Raw genomic sequence first — 16404 nt, forward strand, 5'->3', positions numbered from 1 at the left:
TCATGAGCAGCGCACGCACGTACGAGGTCCGCACCTACGGGTGCCAGATGAACGTCCACGACTCCGAGCGGCTCACCGGGCTGCTCGAGGGGGCCGGGTACGCCGCCGCGCCCGCGGGCGAGCAGGCCGACGTCGTCGTCTTCAACACCTGCGCGGTCCGGGAGAACGCCGACAACAAGCTCTACGGCAACCTCGGCCACCTGGCGCCGGTCAAGGCCGCCCGGCCGGGCATGCAGATCGCCGTGGGCGGCTGCCTGGCCCAGAAGGACCGCACGACCATCACCGAGCGCGCCCCCTGGGTCGACGTCGTCTTCGGCACCCACAACATCGGCTCGCTGCCGGTGCTGCTGGAGCGGGCGCGGGTCCAGGAGGAGGCGCAGGTCGAGATCCTCGAGAGCCTCGACGTCTTCCCGAGCACGCTGCCGACCAAGCGCGAGTCGGCGTACGCCGCGTGGGTCTCGGTCTCGGTGGGGTGCAACAACACCTGCACGTTCTGCATCGTCCCGGCGCTGCGCGGCAAGGAGAAGGACCGTCGCCCCGGCGACATCCTCGCCGAGGTCCGCGCGCTGGTCGCCGAGGGCGTCACCGAGGTGACGCTGCTGGGCCAGAACGTCAACGCCTACGGCGTGGAGTTCGGCGACCGGCAGGCGTTCTCCAAGCTGCTGCGCGCCTGCGGCGACATCGAGGGCCTCGAGCGGGTGCGCTTCACCAGCCCGCACCCGGCGGAGTTCACCGACGACGTCATCGAGGCGATGGCCGAGACGCCGAACGTCATGCCGAGCCTGCACATGCCCCTGCAGTCCGGCTCGGACCGGGTGCTGCGCGCCATGCGCCGCTCCTACCGGTCCACGAAGTTCCTCGGCATCATCGACCGGGTCCGCGCCGCGATCCCGCACGCCGCGATCACCACCGACATCATCGTGGGCTTCCCCGGCGAGACCGAGGAGGACTTCCTCGAGACGATGCGGGTGGTGCGCGAGTCGCGGTTCGCCAGCGCGTTCACGTTCCAGTACTCCAAGCGCCCCGGCACCCCGGCCGCCGTCCTCGAGGACCAGGTCCCGCCCGAGGTGGTCAAGGACCGCTACGGCCGCCTGGTCGACCTGGTCAACGAGATCGCCTGGGAGGAGAACAAGGCGATCGTCGGCCGCACCGTCGAGCTGATGGTCGCCGAGGGCGAGGGACGCAAGGACGCCGCCACGCTGCGGCTCTCCGGACGTGCGCCGGACAACCGGCTGGTCCACTTCGCCGCCCCGGGTCCCGAGCACGGCGCGCCCGTCCGTCCCGGCGACATGGTGACCGCCGAGGTCACCTACGCCGCGCCGCACCACCTGGTCGCCGACCGCGTGCTCGCGGTCCGGCGTACCCGCTCCGGCGACGCCTGGGAGGCCCGGACCGCGGCACCGGCGGCGCCCACCGGGGTCTCGCTGGGCATGCCGGCGGTCGGCGCGCCCGCGCCGCTGCCCGCAGCGCCGGCCTGCGGCTGACCGCGCCCGTCCGGGACGCGGGGCTCAGATGTCGGGCTTGGCCTGGAACGGGTGCTCCGCGGACCGCGGGTCCTTGCTCGGGTAGCCCGCCTTCGGCAGCACGGTGTCGGGGTTGTCCTCCGGCCCGCCGGCGGACTGCTCGGGAGGCGCGTCGGCGCCCGCCTCGGTGACCGAGCTGTCGCGGACGCCGTCGGTGCTCCGCTGCCCGGGGCCGGCGTGGCCGACCCGCTCGGAGCTGACGCCCATCCCGCCCGCGGCCGCGTCGGGGCCGGTGGCACCCGGCTGCGACGCGCGCAGCGGCTCGGCCAGGTCCGGGTCGACCGGGGGCTCGCCCGGCAGGTCGCCGGACCGCTCGCTCACTCCGCCTTCCCCTGCTCGGCGGCGCCCTCGTCCTGGGCGCCGGCCTCGTCGGGGCTGGCCTCGGTCGCCTCGGTCGAGGTGTCCTCGGACCCCGACATCTGCTCCTGGAGCGAGTCGGGGGTGCTGTCGTCGATGGCCGGGTTCTCGTCGGGCGTGAGGTCCGGGATGGTGCGCTCGTCGGCCTCGGCGACCGGGTCGTCGATCGCGTCGGCGCCGCCCGGGTTCGGCTCGCCGGGCTCGATCTGCGGCTCGGGCATCGCCGCGAGCTCTCCCGTCCCGGTGTCGGTGCGGGTCTCCTCGGACATCAGTCCTCCTGGCTCGGGTGGCTCGGGCTGCTCGGCTCGTCGAAGCCGAAGGTCGAGTACGCCGTGCTGGTACCCGACCGGATGCTCGCCAACACGGCCGCCTCGTGGGGCACGACCGGGTCGGGCAGGGCGTCGAGCGGCCACCAGCGGAGATCGGCGGCCTTGTCCGGCTCGACGATCCGCGGCTCCCCGGTCCACCGACGGGCGGTCAGGAAGAAGTCGATCCGCTCGTCGATCGGCTCGCCGCCGCCGGTGCGCTGCATGGCGGTGACCAGCTCCAGGTCGAGCCCGTGGATGCCGAGCTCCTCCTCGGCCTCGCGCCGCGCCGCGTCGTACGCCGTCTCGCCGCGCTCGACGTGGCCGGCGGCCGCGGCGGCCCAGTGGTCGTCCATGTAGCCGGTGCCGCGGCGCAGCTGCAGCAGCACCTCGGTCCGCCCGGCGTCGTCGGTGCGCAGCAGGAAGACGTACGCCGCGGGGACGACGACGAAGCGTCCGTGCGTCGCCCCCGCGCCGGCGTCACTCAGGGCGGTCACCGTGGCGGTGGTCGGCCTCGGAGCCGGCGACCGGCTCCTCGAGGTGGGACTCGTCGACCTCCCCGCGCGGCTCGCGCGACGCGCCGGTCGGTGCGGCCGGCTCGTCCTCGCGCAGCGGGGTGCCCGGAGGGGCGGGGGTCTCGGGGTCGCTGGTGCCGTGGTCGCTCATGCCAGCTCCTCCTCGTCGGGGGTCTCGTCGTTCGGGGTCAGCTCGGGCTCGCCAGTCGCCGCCTCGTAGACGGTGCCGGTGTCGGGGGACTCCGGCTCGGCGGGTGTGTACTCGTCGGCCTCGTTGACGGCCTGCTCGGGGCTGGTCTCGCTCATGCGTCGGTCTCCTTCACTGGCTCGGCTCGGGGAACGACGTCTCGGCGTTCTCCTCGCGGACGGCCTCCTCGGCGGCGGACGGGTCCTGCCCGTCGGGGAGCTCGCTCCCGTGCTCGCCGGGCGGGTCCTGGTCGGTGTCGAGCACGGGCTCGTTGCGCTCCTCGGGGATCGGCGCGGTCATGGTGCCCTCCAGTCGCTCGGCTGCGGTTCCTTGTCACACTAGCCACATGCGGTCGACCTCAATCCCGGCCGCCGTCCCGGTCGTGGCGGTCGTCGGCGCCACCGCGAGCGGCAAGACCGCGCTGTCGCTGGACCTCGCCGAGCGGCTAGGCGGCGAGGTCGTCAACACCGACGCCATGCAGCTCTACCGCGGCATGGACGTCGGCACCGCGAAGCTCCCGCCGGCCGAGCGCCGGGGCATCCCGCACCACCTCCTGGACCGGTTGTCGGTGCGGGAGCCGGCGTCGGTCGCGGAGTTCCAGGGCTGGGCGCGGGCGACGATCGCCGAGCTCCGCGCCGTCGGCCGCACGCCGGTGCTGGTGGGCGGGTCGGCGCTGTACACCCGCGCGGTGGTCGACCGCTTCGACTTCCCCGGCACCGACGAGGCGGTCCGCGCGCGGCTCGAGGCGGAGCTCGCCGAGGTCGGCCCGGCCGCGCTGCACGCGCGGCTCGCCGTGGTCGACCCCGAGGCGGCCGCACGGATCCTGGTCGAGAACGGCCGCCGCACCGTCCGGGCGCTCGAGGTCGTGGAGATCACCGGCCGGCCGTTCAGCGCCTCCCTGCCGCGGCTGGAGTACGTCGACCCGCACACCGTCCAGGTCGGCGTCGACATCGACCGACCGACCCTCGACGCCCGGATCGAGCAGCGCGTCGACGCGATGTTCGCGGCCGGCCTCGTCGACGAGGTCGCCCGGCTGCTCGAGGAGGGGCTGGCCGAGGGCCGCACCGCCGGCCGCGCGATCGGGTACGTCGAGGTGGTGGCCCACCTCGCCGGTGGGCTGTCGCTCGACGAGGCCCGCGAGCGGACCGTCGTCGCCACCCGGCGCTTCGCCCGCCGGCAGGACGCGTGGTTCCGCAAGGACCCCCGCGTCGTCTGGGTCCGCCACGACGACCCCGACCGGGTGGAGCAGGCATTGGCGGCGGTGGAGAGGGTGGTCGCATGAGACGCACCCGCCCGACCCCGACCGTCGACGAGCTCCTCGCCCGCCGCACCGACGACGGCACCGGCGTCGTCGTCGCCGTCCGCACGCCCGAGGGCACGGCGTACCACGCCCGCGGCGAGCTGCCCGACGGCGCCGCCTCGATCCTCGAGATCGGCTCGGTCACCAAGACCATGACCGCCCTGCTGCTCGCCGAGCTGGCCCGCGACGGGCTCGTCGGCCTCGACGACCCGGTCGCCGACCACCTGCCCGTGGCCCCGCCGGTCGTGGGCCGGCCGATCACGCTGCTCGACCTCGCCACCCACCACTCGGGGCTGCCGCGGCTGCCGCACGGGTCGCTGTGGCCGGCGGTCACGAGCGAGCGGCACGACCCCTACGCGCGCTACGACGAGGCGGCGCTGTCCGCCGCGGTGCTCGCCACCCGGCCGAAGGTCGAGCCCGGCCGCCGGTTCGGCTACTCCAACCTCGGCGGCGGGCTCCTCGGCTGGGCGCTCGCCCGGGCGGCCGGCACCGACTACGCCACGCTCCTGGCCGACCGGGTGACCGGGCCGCTCGGCCTGGCGGACACCGGCGTCGAGCTGCCCGCGGAGCAGGCCCACCGGCTCGCGCCCGGCCACGGGTGGCGAGGGCGGCCCGCGGGCCGCTGGGACCTCGCGCTGCTCGCCGGAGCCGGAGGTGTCGTGTCGACCGCCGCGGACCTGCAGCGCTACGTCGCCGCCTTCGACACGGCGTACGACGGCCCGCTCGCCGCGGCCGCCGCCGACGCGCGCACCCCGCGGCACCCGGCGGGCCGGGTCGGCCCCGCGAAGGTCGCCCTCGGCTGGCTGGTCGGCCCCGACGGGATGCTGTTCCACGACGGCGGCACCGGCGGGTACCGCTCGTTCGCCGGCTCCAGGCCCGACCTCGGGGTGTCGGTCGTCGTGCTGTCGGCGCGTGCCCGCGGGCTCACCGGGTTCGGGATCCTGCTGCTGCGGGCCGCGGTGGCGGCAGCGGGCGGGGCGGCGGCCCGGCCGGAGCTGTGAGGCGACGTTCCCGCACCAGCGCAAGAACGGTCGGGCGCAGGACGGGGCGGCGCGGCCAGACTGGTCGGCATGGACCGACGGGTGCCGGGGCGCGACCGGCTGCGCGAGCTGCTGGACGCCGTGCTGGACGAGGACAACCGGACGCTGGCCGACATGGCCGGCGGCGCGTACGCCTCGCCGTACCACTTCTCCCGGCAGCTGAGCCGCGACGCCGGCGAGCCGCCGGTCGCCATGCGGAGGCGGGTCGAGCTGGAGCGTGCGGCCTGGCAGCTGCGGCGCGGGGCCAGCGTGACGGACGCGGCGTTCGCCGCCGGCTACGAGAGCGTCGACGGGTTCAGCCGCGCCTTCACCCGGGCGTACGGCGAGCCGCCGTCGGCCGTGGTCGCGGGCGGGCCGCGCGACCACTGGCTGCCGGCGCCGAACGGCATCCACTTCCACCCGCCGACCTCGCTGTGGGTCGATGCCGGCGGGTCCCCGGGCGGCCGGGCCGGCGACGCGGTCACCGGGCACCTCGTCGAGCACGACCTGGACGACACCCGGTCCCTGCTCGAGGTCGCCAAGGGGCTGACCGCCGAGCAGCTGCACCGCGAGGTGCTCCCCGGCGCCCGGGTCCTGGAGTGGGACGGCGAGGAGGCCTCGCTCGCGGCGGTGCTGGAGAGCCAGGTGTTCGGCAAGGAGGTGTGGCTGGCCTCGATCGAGGGGCTGGACACCCCGGTCCGCGGCGACGGCGACGTCACCCGCCTGCTCGAGCGGCACGACGCGGTCGCGCCGCGCTGGCTGTCCCTCGTGCGCGACGTCGACCGGCGCGGCGCCTGGGACGACCGGCTGGTCGACGCGCTCTGCGAGCCGCCGGAGAGCTTCGTGCTGGGCGAGGTCGTCGCCCACGTGCTGACGTACGCCGCACACCGGCGCCAGCTCGCGCGGCTGGTGCTGCGGGTGCTCGGCGTCGAGGTCGCCGACGGCGACCCGATCACCTGGAACCGCACCCGGAGGAGCACCCGATGACGAGGACCGTCTACTACACCGCCACCACGCTCGACGGCTTCCTGGCCGACGAGCACGACTCGCTGGACTGGCTGCTGAGCCAGCCGCTCGACGAGGGCGGCATGCTCGACCACGACGAGTTCATCGGCGGGATCGGGGCCCTGCTCATGGGGGCGACGACGTACCAGTGGGTGCTCGACCACGGTGCGCGCACCGGCGACCCGTGGGCCTACGAGCAGCCGACCTGGGTGATGACGCACCGCGACCTGCCGCCGGCGGCGGAGAACGTCACGATCGCCTCGGGCGACGTCCGCGCGGTCCACGCCGCGATGGTGGAGGCGGCCGCCGGACGGGACGTGTGGGTGGTCGGTGGGGGAGACCTGGCCGGGCAGCTCGCCGACGCGGGGCTGCTGGACGAGGTGCTCGTCTCGATCGCCCCGGTGGTGCTCGGCGCCGGGCGACCGCTCCTCCCGCGGCGCCTGGACCTGCGGCTCACCTCCCACGGCCGCAACGGCGCGTTCCTGTGCGCGACGTACGACGTGGTGGGGCCGCTCGCGGCCAGTGCGGGGACGGACGCCTGAGACCTGCCCGCAGCGGGCACCTCGACAACTGTCGGCGGTCGGGTCCACAGTGAACGGACCGCCTCGTCGCGGAGCTCTCGGGAGGAAACCATGCGCCGTCTCGCCGTCGTCCCCGTCCTGGCCCTGCTCTCGCCCGCGCTCGTCGCCCTGCCGGCGACGCCCGCGGCCGCGGAGCCGGTGCCGCCCAAGGTGCCGACGGCGGTCGGCACGGGCGGTGCCGTGAGCTCGGTGGACCCCGAGGCGACGAGGGTGGGCCTGGCGGTGCTGCGCGCGGGCGGCAACGCCGTCGACGCCGCCGTCGCGACCGCCGCAGCGCTCGGCGTCACCGAGCCCTACAGCGCCGGCATCGGCGGAGGCGGCTACTTCGTCCACTACGACGCCTCGACCGGCCGGGTGGCCACGATCGACGGGCGGGAGACGGCGCCGCGCAGCATCCCGGACGACGCCTTCGTCGACCCCGCGACCGGCGAGACCTACCCCTTCACCCCCGAGCTCGTCACGAGCGGGGTCAGCGTGGGCACCCCCGGCACGCTCGCCACGTGGAAGCGGGCGCTCGACCGCTGGGGCAGCCGCTCGCTGCGGCAGGTGCTCGGGCGGCCCGCGGCGCTGGCGCGGCGCGGGTTCGTGGTCGACCAGACCTTCCGCCAGCAGACCGAGGACAACCGCGAGCGGTTCCGCGCGTTCACCTCGACCAAGCAGCTCTTCCTGCGCGGCGGCCGGCTCCCGGTGGTCGGCACCCGGTTCCGCAACCCCGACCTCGCCCGCACCTACGACAGGATCGCCGCCGACGGGCTGGCGCCGTTCTACCGCGGCACGATCGGCAAGGAGGTCGTGCGGGCGGTCCGCAGGCCCCCGGTCACCGCGAGCACGGACCTGCCGGTGCCCCGGGGCTTCCTGACCCGGCGCGACCTGCGCGACTACGAGGTCCGCAACCAGCAGGCCACGCGCACGAGCTACCGCGGCCTCGACGTCTACGGCATGCGGCCCTCCTCCAGCGGCGGCTCGACGGTCGGTGAGGCGCTGGAGATCCTCGAGCGCTACGACCTCGCCGCGATGGACGACGTGCAGGCGCTGCACCTCTACCTCGAGGCGAGCGCCCGGGCCTTCGCCGACCGGGCCGCCTACGTCGGGGACCCGCGGTACGTCGACGTGCCGCTGCGCGACCTGCTCTCGCCGACCTTCGCCGCCGAGCGCGCCTGCACCGTCGACGAGGACAGCGCGTCGACCAAGCCGGTCGAGCCGGGGGACGTGGACGACTACGACGGCGAGTGCGCGACCGGCGGGAGTGCCGAGCCCGTCCAGGTCCCCGACACCGAGAACGTCGAGACCACCCACCTGACCGTCGTCGACCGCTGGGGCGACGTCGTGTCGTACACCCTGACCATCGAGCAGACCGGCGGCTCCGGCATCGTCGTGCCGGGCCGCGGGTTCCTGCTCAACAACGAGCTGACCGACTTCACCGCGGAGTACGACCCGGCCGACCCCAACCGGATCCAGCCGGGCAAGCGGCCGCGCAGCTCGATGTCGCCGACGATCGTGCTGCGCGACGGGAAGCCGGTGCTGGCGGTCGGGTCACCGGGCGGTTCCACCATCATCACCACGGTGCTGCAGCTGCTCGTCGAGCGCTTCGACCGCGGGCGCAGCATCGCCGAGGCGATGGCCGCGCCGCGGGCCTCCCAGCGCAACACCGCCACGGTCACCGCCGAGCCGGCGTTCATCGAGGCCTACGGGCCCCTGCTCGAGGCCTACGGCCACGAGCTGACCCCGGCCGGTGACGCGCTGACCAGCGCCGCCGAGATCGGCGCGGCGGCCGCCATCGAGATCGGACCGGGCGGGCTGCTCACCGCGGTGGCCGAGCCCACCCGGCGCGGCGGCGGCTCCGCCGGGGTGGTCCGGCGCCGGGACTGAACCGGGACCGGGCCGGCCCCGGTCCGGCGGAACCCGGGTGAGCCGCACGGTGTCGGGCACTACCGTGGAGGCGTGCCCGGACCCGCGACCACCGAGATCACCAGCGAGATCACCACCGAGATCACCACCGTCGAGGAGCTCGTGGCCCTGCTGGGTGAGCCGAACCAGCGGGCCCGGGACAAGTCCCGGCCGGCGCTGCTCCCGGTGGACCGCGACTGGCTCGCGGCCTCGCCGTTCTGCGTGATGGCCACCAGCGACGCCGACGGCCGCTGCGATGCCTCGCCCAAGGGCGACCCGGCCGGCCAGCTGGTCCACGTCCTCGACGACACGACGATCGCGCTGGCCGAGCGGCCCGGGAACCGGCGGGCCGACGGCTACCGCAACATCCTGGCCAACCCCCACGTCGGGCTGAACTTCCTCATCCCCGGCCGCGGCGACACGCTGCGGGTCAACGGTCGGGCGCGCCTGGTGAGCGACGCGCCGTGGTTCGACCAGCTCGTGGTCAAGGGGCACCGACCGCTGCTGGCGGTCGTGGTCGACATCGAGGACCTCTTCTTCCACTGCGCGAAGGCGTTCCTGCGCAGCCAGCTGTGGCAGCCGGAGACCTGGGACCCGGAGGCGAGGGTGCCGCGGCGCGCCCTCATCGCCAAGGAGGTCGAGGCGAACGGGATGGACGTCGCGCAGCTCGACGACTACTACAAGCCGGAGAACTACGGGAAGAGCCTCTATGAGTGAGCAGGAGCGCCCCGCCGAGGGCTCGGCGTACCCGTTCCTCAAGGGGCACGGCACCCAGAACGACTTCGTCCTGCTGCCCGACCACGACGGCACCCTCCACGGCGACCTCGACCCGGCGCGGGTCGCGCGGCTCTGCGACCGGCGCGCCGGCATCGGCGGCGACGGCGTCCTGCGGGTGGTCCGGACGGCGGCGTACGCCGCGGCGCGCGAGCACGTGGACCCCGCCGAGGCCGAGTGGTTCATGGACTACCGCAACAGCGACGGGTCGCTCTCGGAGATGTGCGGCAACGGCGTGCGGGTCTTCGCCCGGCACCTGCTCGAGGAGGGGCTCGTCGAGCCCGGCCGGCCGATCCCGGTCGGCACCCGCGCCGGCGTCAAGGTGATCGAGGTCGACGGGGACCGGATCACCGTCGACATGGGCCGGCCCCGGCTGCTCGGCGCCACCGAGGTCGCGGTCGGGTCGACCCGGTGGGCGGCGACCCACGTCGACATGGGCAACCCGCACGCGGTGGCGTTCCTCGCCGAGGGCCAGCCGCTGGACGCGCACGGCCCGGTCGGCCCGCTGCTGGAGGAGCCGGCGTACGACGTGCAGGTCTACCCGCACGGGGTGAACGTGGAGTTCGTCGAGCGCCGCGGGGCCGGCCACGTCGCGATGCGCGTGCACGAGCGGGGGTCGGGGGAGACCCGGTCCTGCGGCACCGGCGCGTGCGCGGTGGCGGTCGCGACGGCGCTGGCCGACGGCCGCTCCGGTGTGGACGCGACGTACCGCGTGGACCTGCCGGGCGGGACGCTGGAGATCAGCTGGACCGCCGACGACCGGGTGCTGATGAGCGGTCCGGCGGTCGTCGTGGCGAGCGGATCCACCGCCCTGTGAGGGGTGGCGGGCCACTACAGTCCGCTGCATGGAACTCAACGGAGCCAGTGCCATCGTCACGGGCGGAGCGTCGGGCATCGGCGCTGCCTGCGCCCGCCAGCTCGCCGCCCGCGGGGCCGTCGTGGTCGTCGCCGACCTCCAGGCCGACAAGGGGGAGGCCCTCGCCTCGGAGATCGGCGGTGTCTTCGCCCAGGTCGACGTGACCGACAGCGAGCAGATCGCCGGCGCCGTGCGCGCCGCCGCCGAGATCGCGCCGCTGCGTGCGGTCGTCAACTCCGCAGGGATCGGCTGGGCCTCGCGCACCATCGGCCGCGACGGCACGCTGGAGTCCGCCCATGACCTCGACGCCTTCAAGAAGGTCGTCGCGATCAACCTGGTCGGCACCTTCGACATGGTCCGCCAGGCCGCGACCGTCATGAGCACCCAGGACCCGACCGAGACCGGCGAGCGCGGCGCGATCGTCAACCTGGCCTCGGTCGCCGCGTTCGACGGGCAGATCGGCCAGGCGTCGTACTCCGCCTCCAAGGGCGGCGTCGTCGGGATGACCCTCCCGGTCGCCCGCGACCTCTCCGCCGCCGCGATCCGCCTCAACACCGTCGCCCCCGGGCTCATCGAGACCCCGATCTACGGCGAGGGCGAGGGCGCGGAGGCGTTCAAGGCCAAGCTGGGCGAGAGCGTGCTGTTCCCCAAGCGCCTCGGCACCCCCGACGAGCTGGCCTCGATGGTGATGGAGTGCCTGACCAACTCCTACATGAACGCCGAGACGATCCGTGTCGACGGCGGCATCCGGATGCCTCCCAAGTGACCCCCTCCGCCTCGTGATGCCCAGCGAGCGCCCCGGCGCGCGCCTGGCATCACGAGGCGGTCGTCATCGCGGGCGATCGGGTACCGGGCGCGCATGACGAAGGAGTTCAAGAAGGGCGACAAGGTCGAGTGGAAGTCACACGGCGGCACGGCCGAGGGCGAGGTGGAGAAGAAGATCACCTCCGACACCCACGCCGCGAAGCGTGACGTCAAGGCGAGCAAGGACGACCCGCAGTACCTCGTGAAGAGCGAGAAGTCCGGCGGCGAGGCCGTGCACAAGCCAGGTGCGCTGAAGAAGAAGAGCTAGGACCGGCCGCCACGCGACCGGGACCGACGAAGGCCCGCTCCCTCGGGGGAGCGGGCCTTCGTGCGTCCGGACGGGCGGCGCGGGTCAGCGCTCGACGACCACCCGCTCGTTGGGGACGCAGTGCGTCATGGTGTGGCCCTCGACGTCGCGCGGACCGTTCTTGCCCAGGTTGCGGGCCCGGTCGAGCTCCTCCTCCGACAGCGTCTGGGTCGCGAGCGGCGGGAGCCCGCGGACGTCGTCGGCGGTGATGCCGAGGCCCTCGCCCACGCGCTGGCCCAGCTCGTCCTCACACATGAGGAAGTGCCAGACCATCCGCTCCTGGACCTCCCGGGTGGCCTCGGAGATGTTGGCGACCAGGTTCGCCACCAGGTCGTCGCGCTCCCAGTCCTCCATCAGGCGGAACCGCTCACCGGCCTGCGCGTAGTCGTTCGTGCGGGGCAGCCGGGCCCGGGTGAGCCGGCCGCTGAGCTCCGGCCCGACCTCCGCGGACCCGCCACCCTCGGCCTCCTCGAGGCCGCCCATCGTCGACGGCTCGTAGTTCACGTGCGGGTTCTGGCCCTCGGCCAGGTCCACGCCGTACGACATCTGGCCGCCGCGCTGGTTGGTGTGGACGTCGACCTTGGCGGCGTTGACCGGCAGCTGCAGGTAGTTCGGCCCCACCCGGTAGCGCTGGGTGTCGCTGTAGGAGAACGTGCGGCCGACGAGCATCTTGTCGTCGGAGAACTCCAGGCCGTCGACCAGCACGCCGGTGCCGAAGGCGATCTGCTCGTTCTCGTCGTGGTGGTCGGCCACGTTGCGGTTGAGCGTCATGGTCGCGACGAGCTTGGGCTCGAAGAGCTCCTCGGGCCAGACCTTGGTGTCGTCGAGCGGGTCGAAGTCGAGCTCGGGGTGGTCGTGGTCCTCCATGATCTGCACCTTGAGGTCCCACTTCGGGAAGCTGCCCGCCTCGATCGCCTCGTAGAGGTCCTTCGAGGCGTGCCCGAGGTCGCCGGCCTGGATGTTCGCGGCGTCCTCCTCGGTCAGCGACTTCACGCCCTCGTGCGGGTAGAAGTGGTACTTGACCAGGTGCGAGACGCCCTCGGCGTTGACCCACCGGTAGGTGTTGACCCCGAAGCCCTGCTGGGTGCGGTAGCTGGCCGGGATGCCGCGCGGGCTGAACAGGTTGACCAGCATGTGCATCGACTCCGGCGTCTGCGACATGAAGTCGAAGATCCGCGCCGGCTCCTGGCGGAAGGTGACCGGGTCGGGCTTGAGGGAGTGGATGACGTCGGGGAACTTGATGGCGTCGCGGATGAAGAAGACACCCAGGTTGTTGCCGACGAGGTCCCAGTTGCCGTCCTCGGTGTAGAACTTCACCGCGAAGCCGCGCGGGTCGCGGGCGGCCTCGGAGGAGTCCCGGCCGCCGATGACGGTCGAGAACCGGATCGCCAGCGGGGTCTTCTTGCCGGCCTCGGAGAACAGCTTGGCGCGGGTGTAGCGGGCGATCGGCTCGTCGCCCCACTGGCCGGTGGCCTCGAGCTCGCCGTAGCAGACGAAGCCGCGCGCGTGCACCACGCGCTCGGGGATCCGCTCGCGGTCGAAGTGGCTGATCTTCTCGAGGAACTGGTAGTTCTCCAGCGTCGCGGGACCGCGGGCGCCGACGGTGCGGGTGTTCTGGTTGTCGGAGACAGGGTGGCCCTGCCGCGTGGTGAGCGAGCGGGTGGCGTCAGCCATGGCTCGGTTCCTCCAATGGAGTGGGGTGCGGGGGGACCTGGGGCCGGTACCCGGGGCCGAGGCGCGGATTCAGCGGCCGACCGTCCGTGGGGGTCGGTGCCAGGCGGTCAGGTCGAGGACCCGGTCGGCCCGCTCGGCGGCCGCCTCCACGAGGCGGGCGTTCGGCTCGTCGACGCGGTCCACCCACGCCCGCGCCTGGTCGGGGGACTTCCCGTGCCGCACGTGGCGCGCCACCAGCCGCTCCCGCCGCAGGTCGGCGTCGACGTGCAGGTGCCAGACCTCCTCGACCTCCGCGCGCACGGCGCGCCAGCGCGGCTGGTCCAGCAGCAGGTAGTTGCCCTCGGTCACCACCGTGCCGGTCGGCGGCACCGCGATCGCCCCGGCGAGGGGCTGCTCGAGGTCGCGGTCGAACGCCGGGGCGACCACCGCCGGCTCGCACCCGCGCACGCGCCGCAGCAGCGCGGCGTACCCCTCGGCGTCGAAGGTGTCGGGGGCTCCCTTGACCTCGACCAGGCCGCGGCGGGCCAGCTCGACGTCGGCGTAGTGGAAGCCGTCCATCGGCACCACCGCCGCACCGTGCTCGGCGGCCAGCGCCGCGGCGGCCGTGCTCTTGCCGACGCCGGGCGCCCCGGTGAGCCCGAGCAGGCGGATGCCGACGGGCGGGGTGGGGAAATGGATGTCCACGTGCCCAGTCAAGCGGGCATAGTGGAGGGCCCGGAGGCGTTGTGCTCTCCGAGATGGCAGTCACGACACGGAGGCACATGACCAACGCGAACGCACGCGACTTCTCCCTCGACACCGAGCTGGAGGAGACCGTCGGCTGGGACGAGGACGAGGTCCTCGCCGTCGATGAGCGCGACGGGTCCGACGACGACCACGACGACCACGACGAGGTGGAGGACTTCACCTCCGGGTACGCCGACGAGCCGGACCCCGAGGAGCTCACCACCGGTGAGCTCGACCTGGCCGAGCGGCACGAGCTGCGCCGCGTCGCCGGCCTGCGCACCGACCTCGAGGACATCACCGAGGTCGAGTACCGCCAGCTGCGCCTCGAGCGCGTCGTCCTCGTCGGCGTCTGGACCGAGGGCAGCGTCGAGGACGCGGAGAACTCGATGGCCGAGCTGGCCCTGCTCGCCGAGACGGCCGGCTCCGAGGTGCTCGACGCGATCTACCAGCGCCGGCAGAAGCCCGACCCCGCGACGTACATCGGCCGCGGCAAGGTCGAGGGGCTCAAGGAGATCGTCGCCGCCACCGGCGCGGACACCGTGATCTGCGACGGCGAGCTCGCGCCCAGCCAGCTGAGGAACCTCGAGGACCGGCTCAAGGTCAAGGTCGTCGACCGGACCGCGCTGATCCTCGACATCTTCGCCCAGCACGCGAAGTCCAAGGAGGGCCAGGCGCAGGTCGAGCTGGCGCAGCTGACCTACCTCAAGCAGCGCCTGCGTGGTTGGGGTGGCAACCTGTCGCGCCAGGTCGGCGGTCGCGCCGCCGGCGGTGTCGGCATCGGTGGCCGTGGTCCCGGTGAGACGAAGATCGAGACCGACCGGCGCCGGATCAACACCCGGATCGCCAAGCTTCGCCGCGAGCTGCGCGAGATGAAGGGCACCCGCGACACCAAGCGCCAGGAGCGCCGTCGTCACCAGGTGCCGGCCGTGGCGATCGCCGGCTACACCAACGCGGGCAAGTCCTCGCTGCTCAACCGGCTCACCGGTGCGGGGGTGCTGGTCGAGGACGCGCTGTTCGCGACCCTGGACCCCACCACGCGACGCACGACGACCGCGGACGGCCGCGTCTACACGATGAGCGACACCGTCGGGTTCGTGCGGCACCTGCCCCACCAGCTCGTCGAGGCGTTCCGGTCCACGCTGGAGGAGGTGGCCGACGCCGACCTGGTCCTCCACGTCGTCGACGGCTCCCACCCCGACCCCGAGGGCCAGATCGCCGCGGTGCGCGAGGTCTTCGCCGAGATCGGCGCGGACCAGGTGCCCGAGCTCGTGGTCATCAACAAGGCCGACGCCGCGGACCCGATGGTCCTGGCCCGGCTCCAGCAGCGCGAGCCGCACTGCGTCGTGGTCAGCGCCAAGACCGGCGAGGGCATCGCCGAGGCGCTCGGCGTCGTCGAGGGCGAGCTGCCCCGCCCGGGCGTGGAGTTCTCCGCGCTGCTGCCCTACGAGCGGGGCGACCTGATCAACCGGCTCCACCAGCAGGGCGAGATCGACTCCCTCGAGCACACCGGCGACGGCACCATCGTCCGCGGGCGCGCCAACGAGGACCTCGCCGGCGAGCTGGCGGCGTACGCGCTGGTCTGAGTGGTCACTGCCCGGTGCGGGCAGGTGCGAGGGTCCCCGGTCAACCGGGGACCCTCGTGCTTTCCGGGGTAGGTCTACCCCGGTAAGCGAGGGAGTCCCCGGTGAACCGGGGACTCCTGCAGCGGCGTGGGGTCCTGCCGGAATCCCCGGGGCCCCGGGGATTCCGGCACTTCTCGGGCGATGCATCCCCTGAGAAGCGCCGGTTTTCCCCGAGGAGTCGGGCGGGATTTCCGGCGGATCTACAACGGTCCTGCAACAACTCCGGCGGATCGGCGCAGGAGGGCGCACCATCGATGGGTGCTTCTCGCCCGTCGCTCCTCGGCACGATCGATCGCCCTGGCCGCCTGCCTGCTGCTCGTCATCGGCGTGCTCGTGCTGCAGCTGGCCGAGCGGGCGCGCGGTTCGGACGCGAGCCGGTGCGAACGGTTCGCGGCGGGCTCCGCGGAGCGGGCCGCGGTCGTCACCGGCGAGGGGCGCGACGTGCTCGTGATTGGCGACTCCTGGTCGGCCGGGCTCGGCCTGGACGAGGTCGGTACGTCGTGGCCGTCGCGGCTGGAGGGCCGGGTGCGGGTCGCCGGGTTCTCCGGGTCCGGGTTCAGCTCGGGCGCCAGCCGGTGCGGCCCGCAGGTGTCGTTCGCGGCCCGGGCGGGCGCGGCCCTCGGTGCCGGCGCCGACCTGGTGGTCGTCGAGGGCGGGCTCAACGACGTCGACCAGACCGACGCGGCCATCCGGTCGGGGTTCGAGCGGCTGATGCGACGGCTCGAGGGCCAGCGGGTGGTGGTCGTGGGCCCCGCGACCGCTCCCTCGCGGGCCGGTCGGGTGCCGCGCGTCGACCGGCTGCTCGCCGTCCTCGCCGAGCAGCACGCAGCGGCGTACGTCCCCACGAGCGGGCTCGCGCTGGACTACCTCGAGGACCGGCTGCACCTGACCCCCGAGGGTCACCGGGCCTTCGGTGACGCCGTCGCCGCCGCGATCGCGGCCGCCGGGGTCTGAGCGGGCGC

At 74.0% G+C, this 16404-nt stretch carries 20 protein-coding genes; 12 read left to right on the forward strand and 8 right to left on the reverse strand.

Translation table 11 applies throughout. From position 1 onward, the window contains the following. The first annotated feature begins 2 nt into the window (after positions 1–2). Complete coding sequence (miaB, locus tag AB0N29_RS11445) at positions 3–1484, forward strand: tRNA (N6-isopentenyl adenosine(37)-C2)-methylthiotransferase MiaB (RefSeq protein WP_364866735.1); 1482 nt, start codon at positions 3–5, stop codon at positions 1482–1484. Between the two features lie 24 nt (positions 1485–1508). Here the strand turns inward: miaB and AB0N29_RS11450 are convergent, their stop codons facing one another. From AB0N29_RS11450 to AB0N29_RS11475, 6 genes are read right to left on the reverse strand one after another with little or no spacing between them, the layout of a single operon-like run. After that, positions 1509–1844 (reverse strand): hypothetical protein, encoded by a 336-nt coding sequence (locus tag AB0N29_RS11450; protein WP_302269695.1) that lies wholly within the window; start codon positions 1842–1844, stop codon positions 1509–1511. After that, on the reverse strand, positions 1841–2149 hold the full coding sequence (locus AB0N29_RS11455; protein ID WP_302269696.1) for a hypothetical protein: 309 nt from the start codon (positions 2147–2149) through the stop codon (positions 1841–1843). Before AB0N29_RS11455 ends, AB0N29_RS11450 begins: the two co-directional genes overlap by 4 nt. Next, positions 2149–2682, reverse strand: coding sequence for an NUDIX domain-containing protein (locus AB0N29_RS11460; RefSeq protein WP_364866738.1), 534 nt, complete (start codon positions 2680–2682; stop codon positions 2149–2151). Before AB0N29_RS11460 ends, AB0N29_RS11455 begins: the two co-directional genes overlap by 1 nt. Beyond that, on the reverse strand, positions 2666–2851 hold the full coding sequence (locus AB0N29_RS11465) for a hypothetical protein (RefSeq protein WP_364866740.1): 186 nt from the start codon (positions 2849–2851) through the stop codon (positions 2666–2668). Before AB0N29_RS11465 ends, AB0N29_RS11460 begins: the two co-directional genes overlap by 17 nt. Further along, positions 2848–3006: a hypothetical protein gene (locus AB0N29_RS11470; RefSeq protein WP_364866742.1), complete on the reverse strand. Its 159-nt coding sequence runs from the start codon at positions 3004–3006 to the stop codon at positions 2848–2850. Before AB0N29_RS11470 ends, AB0N29_RS11465 begins: the two co-directional genes overlap by 4 nt. A 13-nt stretch (positions 3007–3019) precedes the next feature. After that, entirely contained in the window at positions 3020–3187 is a 168-nt protein-coding gene (locus tag AB0N29_RS11475) for a hypothetical protein (RefSeq protein WP_364866744.1), read from the reverse strand. A gap of 46 nt (positions 3188–3233) precedes the next feature. Between AB0N29_RS11475 and miaA the strand changes: the two genes are divergently transcribed. The 9 genes from miaA (at position 3234) to AB0N29_RS11520 (ending at position 11381) form a co-directional block, all read left to right on the forward strand. Continuing rightward, positions 3234–4169 carry a tRNA (adenosine(37)-N6)-dimethylallyltransferase MiaA gene (gene miaA / locus AB0N29_RS11480; RefSeq protein ID WP_364866746.1) on the forward strand — a complete coding sequence of 312 codons (936 nt, stop codon included), beginning with the start codon at positions 3234–3236 and terminating at the stop codon, positions 4167–4169. Next, complete coding sequence (locus AB0N29_RS11485) at positions 4166–5188, forward strand: serine hydrolase domain-containing protein (protein ID WP_364866748.1); 1023 nt, start codon at positions 4166–4168, stop codon at positions 5186–5188. Before miaA ends, AB0N29_RS11485 begins: the two co-directional genes overlap by 4 nt. A gap of 69 nt (positions 5189–5257) precedes the next feature. Continuing rightward, entirely contained in the window at positions 5258–6193 is a 936-nt protein-coding gene (locus AB0N29_RS11490; protein WP_364866750.1) for a helix-turn-helix transcriptional regulator, read from the forward strand. Beyond that, positions 6190–6753 (forward strand): dihydrofolate reductase family protein, encoded by a 564-nt coding sequence (locus AB0N29_RS11495; protein ID WP_364866753.1) that lies wholly within the window; start codon positions 6190–6192, stop codon positions 6751–6753. Before AB0N29_RS11490 ends, AB0N29_RS11495 begins: the two co-directional genes overlap by 4 nt. A 90-nt stretch (positions 6754–6843) precedes the next feature. Continuing rightward, positions 6844–8661 carry a gamma-glutamyltransferase gene (gene ggt, locus AB0N29_RS11500; protein ID WP_364866755.1) on the forward strand — a complete coding sequence of 606 codons (1818 nt, stop codon included), beginning with the start codon at positions 6844–6846 and terminating at the stop codon, positions 8659–8661. A gap of 72 nt (positions 8662–8733) precedes the next feature. Then, positions 8734–9396 (forward strand): pyridoxamine 5'-phosphate oxidase family protein, encoded by a 663-nt coding sequence (locus tag AB0N29_RS11505; protein WP_364866757.1) that lies wholly within the window; start codon positions 8734–8736, stop codon positions 9394–9396. Beyond that, a complete protein-coding gene (dapF, locus tag AB0N29_RS11510; RefSeq protein WP_364866760.1) occupies positions 9389–10270 on the forward strand; it encodes a diaminopimelate epimerase in 882 nt (293 codons plus the stop codon). Before AB0N29_RS11505 ends, dapF begins: the two co-directional genes overlap by 8 nt. A gap of 28 nt (positions 10271–10298) precedes the next feature. Next, on the forward strand, positions 10299–11075 hold the full coding sequence (locus AB0N29_RS11515) for an SDR family NAD(P)-dependent oxidoreductase (RefSeq protein WP_302269708.1): 777 nt from the start codon (positions 10299–10301) through the stop codon (positions 11073–11075). 93 nt (positions 11076–11168) lie between these two features. Continuing rightward, positions 11169–11381, forward strand: coding sequence for a DUF2945 domain-containing protein (locus AB0N29_RS11520; protein ID WP_302269709.1), 213 nt, complete (start codon positions 11169–11171; stop codon positions 11379–11381). A gap of 84 nt (positions 11382–11465) precedes the next feature. Here AB0N29_RS11520 and AB0N29_RS11525 read toward each other — a convergent pair whose 3' ends face one another. After that, positions 11466–13094, reverse strand: coding sequence for a catalase (locus AB0N29_RS11525; RefSeq protein ID WP_364866763.1), 1629 nt, complete (start codon positions 13092–13094; stop codon positions 11466–11468). Positions 13095–13163: 69 nt separating this feature from the next. After that, positions 13164–13778, reverse strand: coding sequence for a nucleoside/nucleotide kinase family protein (locus AB0N29_RS11530; protein WP_364866765.1), 615 nt, complete (start codon positions 13776–13778; stop codon positions 13164–13166). A 77-nt stretch (positions 13779–13855) separates the two neighbouring features. Here AB0N29_RS11530 and hflX point away from each other — a divergent pair, with 77 nt between their 5' ends. Together hflX and AB0N29_RS11540 are read left to right on the forward strand one after the other, a co-directional pair. Continuing rightward, positions 13856–15403, forward strand: coding sequence for a GTPase HflX (gene hflX, locus AB0N29_RS11535; protein ID WP_364866767.1), 1548 nt, complete (start codon positions 13856–13858; stop codon positions 15401–15403). Positions 15404–15700: 297 nt separating this feature from the next. Continuing rightward, a complete protein-coding gene (locus AB0N29_RS11540) occupies positions 15701–16396 on the forward strand; it encodes an SGNH/GDSL hydrolase family protein (RefSeq protein WP_364866769.1) in 696 nt (231 codons plus the stop codon). The last annotated feature ends 8 nt before the right edge of the window (positions 16397–16404 follow it).

The organism is Nocardioides sp. NPDC092400, assembly GCF_040684155.1.
Lineage (GTDB): Bacteria > Actinomycetota > Actinomycetes > Propionibacteriales > Nocardioidaceae > Nocardioides.